Here is a 17,706-nt window from a genome sequence, read left to right as displayed (position 1 = left end):
TAACTTTATGTTCCACGGATTATCTGCTTTTCCACTCACCCCGGTGAATGAGACAGGCATTGACGAAAAAGCATTTGTAGCACTGATTCAACGATTAGTTGCAGCTGGTGTAGACTCAATTGGGGCATTGGGTTCAACTGGAAATTATGCATATCTTAATCGAGAAGAACGTTTCCGGGTTCTTCAACTTGCAGTCCACTCAGCAGACGGGATTCCCGTGATGACAAGTATAAGTGCGATTCGTACCTTAGAAGTACTTCGATTAGCGGAAGATGCACAAAGAGCAGGAGCAAGTGCAGTGCTGCTAGCCCCTATCTCCTATCAAGCACTAACGAATGAAGAAGTATTTTCACTCTATGAACAGGTAACCCGTTCACTCTCCATTCCACTTTGTGTCTATGATAATCCAGGTACCTCCCATTTTCATTTCAGTGACGAATTGCACGGCCGAATTGCTGGGTTACCTCATGTTGGTTCTATTAAGATTCCCGGAGTACCTACTGATCCCGAAGCAGCCAAGACACGCATCAAAAAACTACGAGAGTCGATTCCTCCCCATGTAACTATAGGAGTAAGTGGAGATTCATTTGCAGTCACCGGCTTGAATGCAGGTTGTGAAGCATGGTACTCCGTTCTCGCCGGTTTGTTTCCAAAGGCGTGTCTAAAAATAACCCGATTGGCCCAGGACGGTTTTGCTGACGAAGCAGAACGACTCTCGACACTACTTGAACCTATTTGGACGTTATTTCATCAGTATGGTAGCCTTCGTGTTGTTTCAGCAGCAGCAGAAATAAGTGGCTTAATCTCAAGTTCCAGTCTTCCTTTGCCCTTACAACCATTGAATCAATCAGCTAGAGAACACTTGAAACTTATACTAAAGAATCTTCAGGAATGAATTGTTTCTTTTACTATTTATCAAAAAAAGAGCGGAATCTCAACATGTATCTAGATTCCGCTCTTTCAGCATGGAGACGCTGCTTTAGCTTAGGACTGTTTTCTTATCGAATCCGTCCAGAGAGCATCCACAGGCGGTAATTCGCTCCCTTGTGTCATATATATCCGGTCGACTCTGAGTTGTGACTTTCGAGCTAAGATCGAAAACAGGTGAACACCACTGGGCAATTCCAAATCCGACAGTAAACACCAATAGTACACTTGAGCGGTGTTATACGTATGCAGTGTGCCCATGCCCAGTTGTTCGGATAACGGTCTTACTACGCCGTCCAGCGATAAGTAGCATGAATCGGATTGGTCGTTATGATGTCGAACCAAAATCCAAATATGGTAAAGACCTGAATTTGTGATATTTATTTTGTAATGCATGGCTGGAGCAATCTCCGGGTTCTCCCACTGTCTTCCAGGCTCAGAAACATGCATGGCGAAACCTGTCCTTCCATTGGTTTCTGCCTGTAAGTGGCTCCAATGAATAGCAGTACCGTCTTTACTGGACGTGAGATATGCATTTTCAGAGTTTTCCAACGCATATTCGGCTTCGATCGCAACGATGCCGTTCGATTCGATAAACATACCCGCACCAAATTCTTTTATAACATCCTTTGTACCATCAGCATCACAAATGTTTGCATAGCGTTTATCCCCTAACGTGGTCTGCGGAACATCAAAACATTTCAAGAAGATTTCATCGATGGTGGCGTAAAAATCTCTTGTGGCATAAAGGACGACGGGAAGAGGTACTTCATGCTCTCCCGTTTCGTAAAATTGATTACATAATTGTTCGACTTCATTCCAATTCACAGTAGAACTTTCCAGTCCATGATCGGTAACCAGCCTATGATGATGCTCACTGGAAATCGGTCCTAAATTGCTCGTTTTTTGCTCTTCCGTATATATCACGAACTTGTTGATAGTGACATAAGGATCTACCATATAAATTTTTAAGACATGTATACCGGAAGCCAGGTAGGGCAGCTCCACTCTCATTTTCTCACCGTTATTAAAGACGGATTCCTGCCAGGTGCCCAGCCACTCGTCACGAGTCTCTGATTCTACCAGAATGGGGGCTGTATCATCGACTCCGATGCCGAAACGAATGTTGCCTGTCGAATTTAAAGTAAGAAAACGATGAATCTCTAAGGTAAACTGTCCAGCCTCTTTCAAAAAAATATCGTATCCTAAATATGGATGATTCTTAAGCTCTCTTGCAAGCGGTCGTATTTCACCGCTCCAGGCCATCATCGCGGCTCCCTCATACCTTGCCATCCCCGGTATGGCCACCCAACCGGACTTATCGGTCGAATCTACACCGGGAACATTATGGTCGTAGGAGGCTGCTGGGATAGACACATACCCGTCTGCCTCTATATGTCCGTAAAACGTTTCAGGAACATTTACACCTTTCTCAACTTGCACCTTTATTGGAACAGATGTCATATCTTTATGGTTTCGGACGGTCAGTTGCGCAGTCTTTCCCGCATGCTTATACGGATCGATGACCGAGACAAGAATTCTTTTCTCCGTTTGGATCGATCCTTCACTTTCGGAAAGAATGATCCAATCTGCGTCTTCCATTACCTCAATCGTGAATGGAATGGTTCCGTTCCCCTGGTTTCCAATCTCGAACCATTTTTGTTTCTGACCATGGATGGAAAAGCGCAGCGTTGGTTCTTCATTCCAAAGGTTGATTCTCATGCCACCTTGAGCAATTTTCAATGCGGGCTTTCGCGCAGGATACAAGGCGGTAGGCGGTGGTGGAAAACTTTCCGGTGTCAGGATTCCGTTCCACTTGCCTTCACTCATTTTTGCGTTATAGAAATGAAGCATTCTTCGCTTGTAGTCCGCCATTTTTACCGAAAGCTCCACATATAGGTCAGCAGCCTGCATGTTTCCGCGCTCATAAGAAAGCGTGCTTCTGTCGGCTAAATAAAACTCATGGTTGGTATAATACGATGCGTGAATTTTCATGAGAAACATCTGGAAAAATGCAACCCGCTCCTGCACCGGAAGGCTGTACATTATGGCATTGCCTCGACGAAAAACATCCTCCAACCGCATTAATCTACGCCCTGCTTCATCACCTAATACAGTTTGTGAAAATACATTGGATTGCATATGTTCGATCTTTCGTACGTTAGTGACCTGTGCAAATGTTTCGTATATTTCCGCAGCTTCAGATCCGTGGTTGCCGGAAAAATTGGCGTTTATCCAAGATTCGACGAATTGAGATGCATTCTTGGTCATTCCTTCTTCTTTGCCGGCTTCCCAGCCAGATCGCAAAAAGAATTCCATATCCTGTTCAAGGGGCTTCAACCCGCCAACATTCAGAATCCACAATTTCCGGATTCCCGATTCATACGATTTTTTCAATTCATTCCCTGTATGGGCCAATGGAATTGAATTGATAAAAAGATAACTCATCGCCGTTCCTGGAGCTGCCCAGTAAGAATTGTGATAATACAAACCGTTGCCTCCACTGCGTTGACGCTCCTTCTCATTCGGATATCGGCGCATATGCCCAAAATTGTCGTTTGCCCAAATGAGGGTCACACCTTCAGGTAGATCAAGACCTCGGTCATATAGCTCTAATACTTCTTTGTACGGGATAAATGTCTGTAATGAAGCATTTTCTTTTGACTCGCCGATCACGTCCTTGAGAATTCGCTTTTGATCCTGTATAACCTTTCCTAAGAGAGAACTCTTGGCTTTTGCCCGTTCTTCCTTAGACATGGAATTATCATCATCAATGGACTGCGTATGAAATCCAGAGTCATGGATTCCACGCATGCCAACCGTATAACACACTTCGTAATTTTTATTCTTCTCGACACTTTCCCGCCAATATTCCTGTAGAATTTCGCGATTTCGACCTTCGATGGAATAATCGTATGAGGCGTCGTCATAACCCTTGGCTGCGAGCCATGGCTCCCATTCATTCTGGTTGCTGCGAAGCAACATATCGCAATGCGACGTGCCTACTACAATCCCCATTCTTTCCGCGAGTGCTCCATTTTCGGGATTCTCATTAAAATAATTCACATGCATGGCAGGCCAAATGAAATTGGCTTTCAGACGAAGTAAAAGTTCAAAAATAGATTGATATGCGTCAGGTCCGATTGTGCCATCTTGAGTATGAATCTTGGCCCAGTCATCAAGCTCTTCCTCATCATTCAGGAAAATTCCCCGGTACTGAACCGCTGGCCAATCTGCTTTGGAGAAGTCCAAAGGCAAACAAAATACATCGCAGGTTTTCACCGGTACATCCGCCCAGTAATACCACGAAGACACACCCATCGCCTCGCACAAGTCATAGATTCCGAAGATGGTACCGCGCCTGTCGGTTCCTATGATATATAACACACCGTCAATGACTTCCTGAAGAAATGCTTCCCACCGATACGAGCCATCCTCCAGCATCAGTTTTTTCAGCGATACCCCTTTATCTTGCAGATAAGCGAGTAACGGCTCATTGTCTGTGATCGTGCCGATCACGATGCTGCTTTGGTCCATTTCTTTTGCTCGCACTAGCTTACAACCGCAAACCCAATCAATATCTCGCATAAGATTGCAAAAAGCAAGATGCACCGCGCTGTTTTCCGTTTCGGAAACAAAAACAGGCACCTCGTGATTTCTTTTCAACAGTTCAAATTCATTCTGGGTTTGGTGTGATATCAAGTGTCTAACCTCCTCATGTGCTCCATTCGGAAGAAAATCTGGTAGCTAAACTATACCTGAATACCAAGCAATAATCTTTTAATATGTTGCCGAATTATCGATTTATTATATTATATTGCTATAGGATGGAGGTTGAGCAATGGTTGCTGATGTAAGTCATACGCACCCCCTATTTTCAATCGAGTATGTCGTCCATGATGCAGACCACAACATGACCAATTTTCATTATCACGATGCATATGAACTTTATTTTCTAGAAAAAGGGTATCATCAGATTTTGATCCAGGACTCCATCTATGACATTAAGCTGCATGATGTTGCACTGTTTAAACCAAATCTGTTCCATAAAAGCTACCAAAATCAAGGTTGTGCCAGAACATGTGTCTATTTTACGGAGCGTTTCTTGCGATTATATTTTACGGAACGGGCAATAAAATCTTTATTAGGCTGCTTTGATACAGAAATTATCTCTTTGAAAGAAGAAGTATTTGCGAAAGTGAAAAGACTATTAAAGTCCCTGGAGAAAGAAAACGTCTCGGGTGAGAGTGACCGTATTTTTATACTTTTAGCTGAACTGTTATCTCTATTAAATAATAATAAGGATTCCCAAACAGTGGAGCAGCAGTCTTCCAAGTACGCTAACTTTGGACCTATTCTGTCGTACATCAACCAAAACTATAACAAAATCACCAAAATCGAAGATATTGCAAAGTCGTTTTACATGTCCAAATATTATTTGTGTCATCGTTTTAAAGAAGCCACGGGACTTACGGTTATTCAATATTTAAATAACATTAAGATTCAACATGCTTGCAACTTGCTGATCAATACAAAGTTAACGATACTCGAGATTGGTAACGAATGTGGCTTCAACTCGTCCATGTATTTTTGTAAGATCTTTAAACAAACGGTATTTATGACACCTAGGGAATTTAGAAAGAAAGCTAGATAAGATCATCTGTTATAGTTTTAGGCTAAAATTCATGACAGCTTGTGGAACGCGTATAAGCGTAATGCGGGCTTATCTTCCAACGAAAAGAGGAATGTAAATTGACTAGTCTTCCCCTGCATCCGGCTTTGTCTGGAAAAACAGTTGTGGTAACCGGCGGCTCCGGCGTGTTGTGCAGCTCCATGGCCAAGGAACTTGCCCGCCAGGGTACCAAGGTCGCTATTTTGAACCGTACTGCTGATAAGGGCGAATTGATAGCCAAGGAAATTTGTGAGAGTGGTGGAGAATCCATCGCTGTTGCCTGCGATGTGACCGATGTTGAAAGCGTGAAGCAGGCTGAGGAGACGGTCCGTCGTCTGCTCGGTCCGTGCGATATTCTGATCAATGGAGCAGGCGGCAACCACCCCAGTGCGAATACGAGTTTGGAGACATTTCATCCTGAAGATCTGAACCAGTCTGGAATCACTACCTTTTTTGATCTCAGTGTACCTGGCTTCCGCAATGTGCTTGATTTAAATTTTATCGGGACTTTAATCCCAACACAGGTTTTTTCCAAAGGCATGATCGGACGACCTGGCGCTGTGGTCCTTAACATATCCTCCATGAGCGCTCCCAGCCCAATGACCAAGGTTCCCGCTTACAGCGCTGCCAAAGCCGCCATCAACAACTTCACCCAGTGGCTGGCCGTACATCTAGCCGAATCTGGCATTCGGGTGAATGCCATTGCCCCCGGATTTTTCCTGACAGAGCAGAACCGACAATTGCTCACCAACGAGGACGGCTCGCTTACCGAGCGTTCGGCCAAGATTATTGCCCACACCCCTATGCGCCGTTTCGGTGAGCCTGAAGACCTCCTCGGAACGCTGCTTTGGCTGGCAGATGAAACCGCTTCCGGTTTTGTGACCGGTGCAGTCATTCCTATAGATGGTGGTTTTATGGCCTATTCGGGGGTATAGAATCTTCACTTTCCATCCCTTGCCCTTCTATTTACAATTACGAAGTGGCAAGGGGCTTAGTGTGTCAACAACGCTCTACTATAGTTTCAACTGAATCCGTTTACATAAATAATAAGTCGAAGGAAGCATTGCTCAATTGGTCATGCTTTAATTTATCACATTCTCCTATGCGTATATTCAAGCAGGATTACACTTGTCTTGTATACAAGATATCGAACCTCTATGAAAATCCTTCAATTCCATCCACCGCTTGACGGCAAACAACTAGACTCACGAGCAAAAAAATGAATAACACAGACCAGCATTATTTCTTGATATAGTCAGCGAACTGCCGGAGGAATTCGAGAGAATGTATATCCTTTCGGAGATGATGGTGAACCAGATCATCCATTTTGCTTGTATCCTGATTCAACATATATTCAAGCATAGTTTGGTGCTCATGCCAGATTTCCATCAGCTTCCCTGCTTCCAGCATATGGAGCTTGCGATATCTGATATAGTGAACATTTGATTGCTGAATAAGCTGCCAAAGAAATTCTCGGCCCACCAATCGGAACATAGTATGGTGGAACTGATCGTCCAAAATGAGAAATTGATCCGTAGCATGATCGTCATCAATGACAGCCCTCTGCCTGTCCAAAATTTCGCTCAGCTTCTGTATATCGCTTAATGCAAATTGCGTAGAAAGCTCCTTCATAATCTCTTTTTCCACTGCGCTTCTCAAGTAGCTCATTTGTTCTACGGACTCCAGATCAATATAAGAGACAATGTTCCCCTTCTTGGGATAAATATCAATATAAGACTCCAGCGCAAGCTGTTTCAACACGTCGCGCAGCGGAGTTCTGGACAACTGGAAGCGTTCTGACAAGGTCGTCTCGCTGAGCAGAGTCCCAGGCTTTAAGGTCAACGACAAAATATCATTTTTCAAAAGCTGCTTGATTTCTTCCTTTGTAAACATAACATTCCTGCCTTCACTTTATAAATCTAGTCTTATTATAAAGCATTTTGATGTGATAGACTCCTCAAAAATTGTCATTGACAAGGATAAACTTTGCATTTTATGATCAAGTCAATCTTGTATACAAGATTAAAAAAATCAATCAGGGAGGGTATCGTTATGAACATGACCTGGAGATGGTATGGGGAAGGCAATGACAATATTACACTGGATCATATCCGGCAAATTCCAGGAGTTATGGGCATTGTTTGGTCTTTACATGAAAAGATAGCCGGTGAAATATGGGAAATGGAGCGAATTCAGGAGGTAGCTGATCAGATTACAAGCAAGGGCTTTAGTACGGCAGTCGTAGAGAGTGTAAATGTCCACGATGATATCAAAATCGGCCTGCCATCCCGCGATCAATATATTGACATTTATATTGATACCATTCGCAAATTGGCCAAAGTGGGAGTCAAGGTGATTTGTTATAACTTTATGCCTATTTTTGACTGGACCAGAACGGAGCTTTATAAGGAACTGCCAGACGGGTCCAACGCCCTCTTTTATGAAAAGGCTGCCATTACCGATAACCCCCGTCAAATGGTGGATCGGATTCTCAAAGGAGCCGGGAAGTTCACGATGCCAGGCTGGGAACCGGAGCGGTTGGCGAGACTGGATGAACTGTTTGCTGCTTACGCAGATGTCACCGAAGACAAGCTGTTTGACAACCTAAAGTATTTTCTTGAGCGCATCATCCGGTTTGCGAGGAGGTTGACATCAAGATGGCCATTCATCCTGATGATCCGGCATGGCCCATCTTCGGGCTGCCGAGAATTGTCCGAAGTCGTGAGACCATCCGGCGCATCCTGGATGCAGTGAACAGTCCATATAATGGTCTAACCTTCTGCACAGGCTCACTGGGGACTAACCCTGAGAATGATTTGCCAGCTATGATTCGGGAGTTCCATGATCGTATTCATTTTGCGCATATTCGTAATGTCAAGGTGTTTGAGAATGGCGACTTTATTGAAGTGTCACATCGCGGGAAAGACGGAAGCGTCGATATACCAGAAGTAGTTAGAGCTTATCACGAAAAAGGCTATCAGGGATATGTGCGCCCAGATCACGGTAGACATCTATGGGGAGAAGAAAAGAATTGTCGGCCAGGATACGGTTTGTATGACCGTGCACTGGGAGTTATGTACTTGCTTGGTGTCTGGGATAGTCTTGCTCAAAGCAAGGGAGTGAAATAGATGCTCCAGCTTGACCGGAAAAGCCTTTCAGATAAGGCGGCCTGGGAAGCAGCAGGCATTGAACTACCGAAGTATGATCTGGAGCTTGTAGCCCATAACACCCGAGTTAGACCGCAATGGGTGCATTTCGGCGCAGGCAATATTTTTCGGGGGTTCGTAGCCAATGCACAGCAACAACTGCTGAATAGTTTGAAAGCGGATACAGGTATAATTGCGGCCGAAACCTTTGATTTTGAAATGATTGACAAAGCCTACAAGCCTTACGACAATCTAACCTTACTGGTGTTAATGAGTGCAGACGGTAAATTTCACAAAAGTGTGGTCGCAAGCATCGTTGAGAGCCTTGCAACGGAGCAGAATCGTCCGGACGACTATCTCCGTCTGCTTGAAGTATTTGAAAATCCGACTCTGCAAATGGCCAGCTTCACTGTCACGGAAAAAGGATACGGCCTCACCGGGCCCGACGGTAAGTATCTGGCTGTTGTGGAGAGGGATTTAGTGAATGGTCCTGAACAGCCGGTGCATGTGATGAGCATAGCTACTTCGCTTGCCTATCGGCGTTATTTAAAGGGACAACATCCAATGACCTTGGTAAGCATGGATAATTGCTCCCATAACGGCGATCTGTTAAAGGATAGTATGATTGCTATCGCCAAGGAGTGGACGCGCAGAGGCCTGGTAGAGAAAGGATTTGCAGACTATCTGCAGAATGAGGAAAAAATAACCTTCCCGCTGACTATGATTGATAAAATCACCCCCCGCCCTTCCTTACAGATACAATCTGCTCTTCGAGAGCTGGGGTTAGCCGACATGGAGATTGTCGTTACCTCCAGGCATACGTATACGGCTCCCTTTGTCAATGCTGAGGTTAGCGAGTATTTGGTCATTGAAGACAAGTTTACAAACGGGAGACCTGCACTGGAGGAAGCTGGCATCATCTTCACGAATCGGGATACGGTAGACAAAGTGGAGAAGATGAAAGTCACGACCTGTCTCAATCCGCTACATACAGCGCTGGCCCTCTCCGGGTGTCTGCTCGGGTATCAGCTCATTGCAGATGAAATGAACGATTACACCTTGCGTCGTCTGGTGGAAACCATCGGCAACAAGGAAGGCTTGCCTGTTGTGGTTGATCCCGGAATTATCCAACCCCAAGCGTTCATTAACGAGATATTGCAGGAACGCTTCGCCAATCCCTATATTCCAGATACGCCACAGCGGATTGCAACAGATACTTCTCAAAAGATGAGCATCCGTTTTGGCGAAACCATAAAGTTGTATGTTAGCACAGCAGGGCTTGATCCTGCCAACTTGACTGCTATTCCCTTGACCATTGCGATCTGGTGTCGCTATTTGCTGGGGGTGGATGATCAAGGAGCACCCTTCACACTCAGTCCGGACCCGTTACTGGATACATTGCAGGGGTATTTGCAGAATACGAAGCTAGGCGATCAGACCTCTGGGGTTCGCAACCTCCTTGAGGATGAAAAACTGTTCGGCGTCCGATTATATGAGATTGGTCTGGGCGACAAGATTGAAGCCATGTTTCATGAAATGCTATCAGGTCCCGGAGCAGTCCGAAGCACCATAGAGAAGTATGTGAACTAGAACTTACATTAAACAATCCCCCTGCCACGAAACTTTGGTCAGGGGGATTTGTAATTCTCATGTTTGTTAGCTTGTTGTCAACAGTAGAACCGGGCCACAACTCTGATTAGAATCCTGCCGTCCAACCCGCATCAGCAGCAATAACTGCCCCATTCACAAAGCTCGACTCGTCTGAAGCCAAGAAAAGGGCTATTTTCGCGATTTCTTCAGCCTGCCCTACACGAGGAATTACGCCTTGCGTGACCTTCGTTCGAGATGCGCCAAACTCATTCAAGTTATGAATCGTTGAAGTAATGTTGGTAGCTGTTGCACCTGGCGCAATGGCATTGCATCGGATGCCTTTTTGAGCATACATAAATCCCGTGTTTTTCGTAATACCGACTACCGCATGCTTTGAGGCGGTATAGGCAGCGCCTGCATGCGCACCACTGAAGCCACCCGTAGATGCCGTATTTATAATTACTCCATTTCCTTTATCCAGGAAGATCGGGATGACTTTGCGAATCGCACGCATAACGCTTTTTGTATTAATATCGAATATCAAATCCCAAGTCTCGTCGTCCACATCCCCTACTGGCGCCATGTTATCCATAACGCCCGCATTGTTAACCAAAATGTCGAGAGTTCCGAATTCATTAACAGCTGTATCGATCAAAGCATGTATATCATTCAAATCAGCAACATTGGTTTTTATTGCGATGGCGTTTCCTCCAGCTGATTTAATTCCTGCTGCAACCGCTTCTGCTCCTTCAATGTTCAGGTCTGAAAGAACAACACTTGCCCCTTCTTTTGCAAATAATTCTGCAATCGCTTTCCCCATTCCTGATGCTGAGCCTGTAACGACCGCAACTTTTCCTCCCAAACGCATGAAAGATCCCTCCAATGTTTTTTAATCAACCGTTCATTTGAAGTATGGATCAACTGCTAAATCAAAGTCAATTGTACGAAAGTACAGGCGAATAATCTATCTTTCATACCATAACCCTGATAGTCCCCTTGTAAGATAAAACTGATGTGTATCACGTTGATAAGAAGCAGGATGCATATTATTAAGAGTTTATCGATTTATTTTTACAATTTCTGTGGAATTATATATATACTTTTCCAGAGTAATGGTATATTCTAGTAAAAACAATGCTCATATAAAAAAATATGACCTTATGGAGGGACAGGCCTTGAAGAGACTTTTCGCTTTAAGTTGTGCTTTCTATCTATTAATCGGCGTCACCAGCGTGGTGCTTGGGGCATTACTGCCGACTTTTCTGCCTCACTATGGACGGGGGTACAGCGATGGTGGATTACTGCTGTTCTTGCAGTTTTTCGGCTTTCTTGTCGGTGTTCTGCTCACTCCCTTCATGGCTCTACATATGGGCCGCAAGTCCATGCTTGCTATTGCCTTGGGGAGTATTGTCGTCTCATGTACTATCTTGGGCCTACTTCCCTCTTGGAATTGGGTCATTGTAATGGCCATATGGATTGGCTTCGGCTCAGGCATTATTGAATCATCCATCGGAGCGTTCACCATTGAGTTTACGGAGGAGCAAAAAGCCGTAGCGATGTCCAAGCTGGATGTCTATTTTGCACTTGGTGCACTGCTTATGCCTGCGATCGTTAGCCTGTATATCTGGTTTGGAATTTGGAATCTAACCTTTTACACCATCTCCTTTCTCACTTTTATCCTATTGCTATTTTGGCTTACCATGCCTGTTTCCGCCTCCACTCACCTCACTCAAGCAGACATCCGCACTACTGAGCGTTCAGTTGAACAAGCCCGTTACTCAGGACAGCACCGTGTATTGCTAGGAATCTTCATTATTTTCTTCTTTGTTTATATGGGTCTTGAACTTGGACTCATGAACTTCCTACCTTCTATTCTGACCGAAACGCTACAACTTCAGGGATCTGTTGCCTCGCTAGGTGTCAGCGTGCTTTGGATTGCAATGATCATTGGTCGTATGTTCTCAGGAAGGATTGCAGAATCAGCAGGATATATTCCTTATCTGCTATGGAGTGCAATTGGAACTTTCTGTTTCTTAGTCGCTATGGTGTTTATATCCAGCCAATGGGCTACATACCTTCTAATTTTTGGTGCAGGGATATTCATGTCTGGACTCTTCTGTATCGCACTTGTCTACGCCAACGTACTGATTCCGGGAATGACGGAGCGGACGACCAGTATTCTGATTGCTTCAGGCGGAATTGGCGGCTCAGTGCTTCAATACGTAATAGGCTGGAGCATGAGCGAATGGCCAGTGACCGCTAGCCTCTGGATCTTAGGAGGATTTACTTTGATTTTGCTGCTGGCACTTATTCTCACACATCTGTGGAATAATCGGGGCAGCCGAGTAATTGACTCCCTTGTCCATCAGGGCAAGGAAGGATGATATTGTTTTAGTCCTTAGGGGAGGTGAGGCCTATCGCGTTTTTGCTTTTCGGGCAGATTCTGTTGCTGCGGTTATCTCTCATATCTGTGAAATCGCAGGAACAGTCAAATTGTGGCTTCTTTGTCCATTAGGACAAGGAAGGTGATTTTCTTATTTTGGGGAGGTGAGTTCAGCCTCGTTATGGCTGATTGGGCGTTACTCTTTTTAAGGATGACTTAATGAAATGTATATTCTGATATGGAGGGGAAATATCGTGCATACCTTGACCAAAGAACGTTTCAGATACGGAAAAGGCATTACTTTGATTGACGATTCAGGTAAGGAGTATTTGGATGGCGTATCTGGCACCTTCAATCTGTCGCTCGGTTATAATCACCCTCATGTCGTCTCCAAAGTACAGGAGCAAGTCGCCAATCTTGCCCACATGTCTTCATCCTTTACCGAGCCTTACGTTGAAGAAGTCCTAGACCATCTAATCCAATATGCCCCGAACGGCATCGATGCCGGGTGGATGAGAGATATTACCGGCTCCACGGCGAATGAATGTGCTGTGAAACTGGCCCAGAAATATACCGGAGCAACTGATATCATCAGCCTGCATCTGTCACATCATGGACAGACCCAGTTCGCAACAGGCATTTCCGGTAATGCCTTTCGCCGCAAGAATTTTCCCAATTCAACTGCGGCATATTCTCTGCATGTGCCTGCCCCCTACTGCTATCGTTGTCCCTTTAATTCTTCACCAGACAAGTGTGGTCATCACTGTATTGAAGCCATATCGGACGCCATTGAATATGCAAGCTCAGGCTCTGTGGCCTGCATGATTATTGAACCCATTCTGGGCAACGGAGGTAATATCATCCCGCCTGCAGGATATTTCAAGCGTCTCCGTCAGTTATGCGATGAGCATGGGATGATTCTGATTGCTGACGAAGTGCAGACTGGGATTGGGCGGACAGGCTACATGTTCGCAAGTGAGCTGTTTGACATCCAACCGGATATTATTACTCTTGCTAAGGGTCTGGGCGGCATTGGTGTCCCGGTTGCGGCGGTCTTGATGCAGTCTCGTCTCGATGTCCTGGAGAAGCACGAGCATTCCTTTACCTCGGGCAGCAATCTGATCTCGGTCACGGCAGCCAAATCCACGCTGGAGGTTGTAAGCGAGCCCGGTTTTCTGGAAGCCGTCCGGTCCAAAGGAAACCTGCTCGGATCCCTGCTGACCGAGATAGCTGACAAGCATGATTGCATTGGTGAGGCTCGTGGCGTCGGACTGATGTGGGGACTGGAAATTGTAGACGAGGACGATAGCCCGGATGCAGTGAAAAGCAATGGAATTATCGATCGTGCATTTGAGGAACAGCAATTAATCCTCAGAGGTTCCCGTTACGGTTATGGCAACGTGGTCAAAGTGAGACCTTCCCTCACGGCTACAGAAGATGAGATTGTCGAAATTGTTAAACGGCTTGACACCGTTCTTGCTACCCTTCACTAACGATCTGCCCAATAGGCCAAAGGAGGAATTATTCATGCTTGCACTGGTATACAAATCAGCTTGGGATGTCGCACTTGAGGAAAGACCTATCCCGGAGATTAAAAAAGATAACGATGTACTCGTCCGGATTCGGGCGACAGGCGTATGCGGTACGGATCTAGGCATCATTAGTGGCAAATATCATGCCGTGCCGTCCACGATCTTGGGCCACGAATCAGCGGGGGATGTGATCGCTGTAGGATCAGCCGTCAGTTCACTACAGCCTGGAGACCGGGTGGTAATTGATCCAACATACTACTGCGGGCAATGCGAAATGTGCCGGACAGGAAGACAGAATCATTGCACACACAAATCCGTAACAGAGACCGGAGTCAGCGCCGACGGTACGTTCACCGATTATTATGTGACTGAGGACCGTTTTTTGTACAAGCTGAAGGACCATATCAGCTACGAAGAAGCGACGCTGACCGAACCGCTGAGCTGTATGCTGACCGGAATCAACCAGATTAACCTGCTGCCTAACTTCACAACCGTTATTATAGGTGCGGGTCCGATCGGGATTCTGTACAGCTATGCTCTTGCTTCGAAAGGCGTAACTGGTTGCCTTGTTGACATCTCGGAGGAACGGCTCGCCATAGCGGATTCTATTGCCCCCGAACGGTGGTCCGCGCACGCCACACTGGAATCGGCCATTCATAAGCTGGCTCCGTTAAAAAATCAGGTGGACATGATTGTGGACACCACAGGAGTGGTCGGCACTGAGGTACTAAGCCAGCTTGCGAGCGGCGGGTATTTGATGCTGGTGGGGCTGAGAGATGGGATAAGCTCGTTTAATCCGAAAGAGGTAGTTGACCGTAGCCTTAAAATCATCGGCTCCATTGATTCTCTGGGCACGTTCTCCACGGCACATTACCTGATTGAGCAGCAAATCATTCCCGCCAAAAAAATCATTACCCACTCGTATCCGCTGGACGACTACCATGAAGCCTTCAAGACGCTTGGATGCAATATCAGCGAGCGGACACTTCAGCCTTCGTCGCAGGCGATCAAGATTGTGCTGCAATCGAATGGCTCCAGCAACTAAATTTAGCTACTAACAAGGAGGAGAATGGACATGACGAGCATTCATCATGTTACACCGACGAATAATGAATGCACAGGAGACCCATCAGCGTCCGTTCCGGTCAAAGCGGTCATCTTCGACATGGACGGGGTGTTGGTAGACAGCGAACCGATTTATTTTGAAGTTGAACGCAGCTCCTTTGCCCATTTCGGTGCACCCATGACAGAGGAAGAGCACCATACCTATGTCGGAGTGACACTCGAATCCATGTGGCGTCAAGTGCTGGACAGGCATCAACTCACTCATACATTGGCAGAGGCGCTTGCCTATCACCGAAAAAATGTGATGCAGACCATAACAGCACATGAGGGCCTGGTGGCAATCAACGGACTGGAACGGTGGCTGGACTGGCTACGGGAAAAAGGAATTCCAGTTGCAGTAGCCTCTTCCTCTCCACGGTCGTTGATTGATCTCATTATGGAAAAAACAGGACTGGGCCGTTACTTTGATATTCGAATCACCGGAGAAGAAGTATCCCAGGGTAAGCCGGCTCCGGACATCTTCCTATATGCCGCCGAACTGCTAGGTATAGCACCAGCCCATTGTATTGTTATTGAGGATTCACGGAACGGTGTTCATGCAGCCAAGAGTGCGGGTATGCGCTGTATTGGTTTACACAATCCTGGCTCAGGCCAGCAGGATTTGTCCAAGGCAGATCACAATATTTTCAGCTATGATGATCTGTGGGCGCTTAAAGAGAGCTTGCCATTCGGGGAATAGTTGCCTGCCAAGAGAAGGACCGTAAGATGCTGGAAGGCATATCTCCTCTATAAATATATTAAACCGCATAACCTTTAAAATGGATGAGGACATATATAAATATGCCCCATAGAGTACACAGTTGAGTATGTTAACCTACCCTGTGTGTAATCTATGGGGTATGCTTTACATCAAATATTTTTTAACCCCATTTTGTTACGGAAAAAACTGAACTTAAGAATGCCATAATCGGAATTTTTATAGTATGTATTTTATGTGTCAAGTAGCAGTTTTCCGCTTTGGCCATCCTCATCAGTCCCGGCTTTCACACCCAAATACACCTCTTCCCTTTTGGGTCCATTAAAAACCATTTTATTATAAGACGCTTGCTCTTAATCATTACTTTATGTGCATATAAGCTAGTTTATAGTATCTCATATTGCTGTGCTCAGTTGTGCAGTCGTTTTTCAATGATGTTCTACTGGAGGATCACTGTGAAGGTCTTGATCCCGCTCTGTAAAGTTCCAGCGAGTAAAGGTAACCTCAAAACCCTCTCGGGTTGGCGAACAGGTGTAAGGACCGGCCTGATTTCCGGTGGTGTAGGGAAAACGCGCCACACGTATCGTTCGCCATCCGTGCTGCTCCGTCCTTGCGCGAATAATTACAGCATCCTTGATGATGGAAGCGCGCAGGGTGACTTCTTCACCGACCCACTCTGGCACAGCCGCAAGCGACCAGTCAGAATATCCAGCGGTTACGACTGTGGAAAGCTGAGGAATGCCGTCATTGATTTCTATCCCCGCTTTAATCCATTGCTCCGGGCCATGGTATAACAAAATACCTGCCTGATCGTAAAGCTCCGTAAATGATGCGAGTTGAAACGACACTTCCACCGCCGTGTTATGATTCCAATCCGATAATAGAGCGGACCCATCCTCAAATTCAAAACCATATAAAGTCTTTTTCCAGAAGTCTCTTCCCTTTTCAGGCGCAACCTTAAGAAAATCTCCTTCTTTCCGGGCATATAGAGGTGAATTGATCCAATTCCCTTCCTCCCATTCCATTCTCTTTTTAGTCATCTTTTTGTCCTCCCTTGTTCAATAAAGGTGTGTCGTTCTAAGCAAACATTAGATACCAATAGATCGCGATCTCGTCACTTTCTCTATTTAGACCTTTGTAGACGTAGGAGTCGAATCCACCGATCACAAAACCGCAGCTTTCATAGAATTTACATGCGCGAACATTATTGCTTTGTGTCTCCAGCATGATCCCTGGCATTCCGCCATCTTTCGCCCAGCGTTTAGCCTGTTCGATTAGTTTCTTACCGATACCGAGGCTTCTATATTGCTTGTCGACTTTGATATCTTCCACATATGCATATTTGTTCCAATTTCTTTTCAGAACAATTTGACCTACAACTTGATTATTTACGAGCGCTAAATATATGATTTGATCGGGATTGCTGATATAGTTCGAATAATCCTCAACTGTATCTTCCTCAAGCTGATCATCATCGTAGCTTTTTTTGCTAATAGGCCTCTCCTTCACCGTATATTCGATTTGCTGTCCCGTTAATTGCAAGACAAAGGTAGAATCCACGATAAAGCTACCATCAATGTTAGTACCACGCTCACCGTCCTCAGCCTTCAGTTCTCTGATTAAAATATCCATTT

13 protein-coding genes and 1 pseudogene are annotated in these 17,706 nt (G+C 45.5%); 9 read left to right on the top strand and 5 right to left on the bottom strand.

From position 1 onward, the window contains the following. The first annotated feature begins 7 nt into the window (after positions 1-7). A complete protein-coding gene (locus tag C400_RS0110300) occupies positions 8-895 on the top strand; it encodes a dihydrodipicolinate synthase family protein (RefSeq protein ID WP_017426903.1) in 888 nt (295 codons plus the stop codon). Positions 896-984: 89 nt separating this feature from the next. Here the strand turns inward: C400_RS0110300 and C400_RS0110295 are convergent, their stop codons facing one another. Beyond that, the gene (locus C400_RS0110295) at positions 985-4,629 is read right to left on the bottom strand and encodes a glycosyl hydrolase 115 family protein (protein ID WP_017426902.1); all 3,645 of its coding nucleotides are present in this window, start codon (positions 4,627-4,629) and stop codon (positions 985-987) included. A 139-nt stretch (positions 4,630-4,768) separates the two neighbouring features. On the opposite strand from C400_RS0110295, the gene C400_RS0110290 reads away from it, so the two are divergent. Together C400_RS0110290 and C400_RS0110285 are read left to right on the top strand one after the other, a co-directional pair. Next, positions 4,769-5,581 (top strand): AraC family transcriptional regulator, encoded by an 813-nt coding sequence (locus C400_RS0110290; protein ID WP_017426901.1) that lies wholly within the window; start codon positions 4,769-4,771, stop codon positions 5,579-5,581. Positions 5,582-5,679: 98 nt separating this feature from the next. Beyond that, positions 5,680-6,534 carry an SDR family oxidoreductase gene (locus tag C400_RS0110285; protein ID WP_017426900.1) on the top strand — a complete coding sequence of 285 codons (855 nt, stop codon included), beginning with the start codon at positions 5,680-5,682 and terminating at the stop codon, positions 6,532-6,534. 304 nt (positions 6,535-6,838) lie between these two features. Here the strand turns inward: C400_RS0110285 and C400_RS0110280 are convergent, their stop codons facing one another. Then, positions 6,839-7,492: a GntR family transcriptional regulator gene (locus tag C400_RS0110280; RefSeq protein ID WP_017426899.1), complete on the bottom strand. Its 654-nt coding sequence runs from the start codon at positions 7,490-7,492 to the stop codon at positions 6,839-6,841. A 159-nt stretch (positions 7,493-7,651) separates the two neighbouring features. On the opposite strand from C400_RS0110280, the pseudogene uxuA reads away from it, so the two are divergent. Beyond that, positions 7,652-8,727: pseudogene (uxuA, locus tag C400_RS0110275) on the top strand (mannonate dehydratase). Then, a complete protein-coding gene (locus tag C400_RS0110270) occupies positions 8,728-10,335 on the top strand; it encodes a mannitol dehydrogenase family protein (RefSeq protein WP_017426897.1) in 1,608 nt (535 codons plus the stop codon). Between the two features lie 106 nt (positions 10,336-10,441). Here the strand turns inward: C400_RS0110270 and C400_RS0110265 are convergent, their stop codons facing one another. Beyond that, positions 10,442-11,203, bottom strand: a complete 762-nt coding sequence (locus C400_RS0110265; protein WP_016818786.1) for an SDR family oxidoreductase — start codon at positions 11,201-11,203, stop codon at positions 10,442-10,444. Positions 11,204-11,510: 307 nt separating this feature from the next. Here C400_RS0110265 and C400_RS0110260 point away from each other — a divergent pair, with 307 nt between their 5' ends. The 4 genes from C400_RS0110260 to C400_RS0110245 all read left to right on the top strand — a co-directional run bounded on the left by C400_RS0110260 (position 11,511) and on the right by C400_RS0110245 (position 16,054). Beyond that, positions 11,511-12,719, top strand: a complete 1,209-nt coding sequence (locus C400_RS0110260) for an MFS transporter (protein WP_017426896.1) — start codon at positions 11,511-11,513, stop codon at positions 12,717-12,719. Between the two features lie 223 nt (positions 12,720-12,942). Beyond that, positions 12,943-14,211 (top strand): aspartate aminotransferase family protein, encoded by a 1,269-nt coding sequence (locus tag C400_RS0110255; protein ID WP_017426895.1) that lies wholly within the window; start codon positions 12,943-12,945, stop codon positions 14,209-14,211. Positions 14,212-14,245: 34 nt separating this feature from the next. Then, on the top strand, positions 14,246-15,295 hold the full coding sequence (gene gutB1 / locus C400_RS0110250) for a 2-amino-2-deoxy-D-mannitol dehydrogenase GutB1 (protein ID WP_016818783.1): 1,050 nt from the start codon (positions 14,246-14,248) through the stop codon (positions 15,293-15,295). A gap of 30 nt (positions 15,296-15,325) precedes the next feature. Further along, the gene (locus C400_RS0110245; RefSeq protein WP_017426894.1) at positions 15,326-16,054 is read left to right on the top strand and encodes an HAD family hydrolase; all 729 of its coding nucleotides are present in this window, start codon (positions 15,326-15,328) and stop codon (positions 16,052-16,054) included. 446 nt (positions 16,055-16,500) lie between these two features. On the opposite strand, the gene C400_RS0110240 is transcribed toward C400_RS0110245, so the two are convergent. Then, positions 16,501-17,112, bottom strand: coding sequence for a DUF1349 domain-containing protein (locus C400_RS0110240; RefSeq protein WP_016818781.1), 612 nt, complete (start codon positions 17,110-17,112; stop codon positions 16,501-16,503). 37 nt (positions 17,113-17,149) lie between these two features. After that, the gene (locus C400_RS0110235; RefSeq protein WP_016818780.1) at positions 17,150-17,704 is read right to left on the bottom strand and encodes a GNAT family N-acetyltransferase; all 555 of its coding nucleotides are present in this window, start codon (positions 17,702-17,704) and stop codon (positions 17,150-17,152) included. Positions 17,705-17,706: the final 2 nt, after the last annotated feature.

This window comes from Paenibacillus sp. ICGEB2008 (assembly GCF_000307675.1).
GTDB classification, from domain to species: domain Bacteria; phylum Bacillota; class Bacilli; order Paenibacillales; family Paenibacillaceae; genus Paenibacillus; species Paenibacillus polymyxa.
The sequence above is the reverse complement of the archived record's forward strand: the minus strand, read 5'-3'. Positions and strand labels throughout refer to the sequence as shown.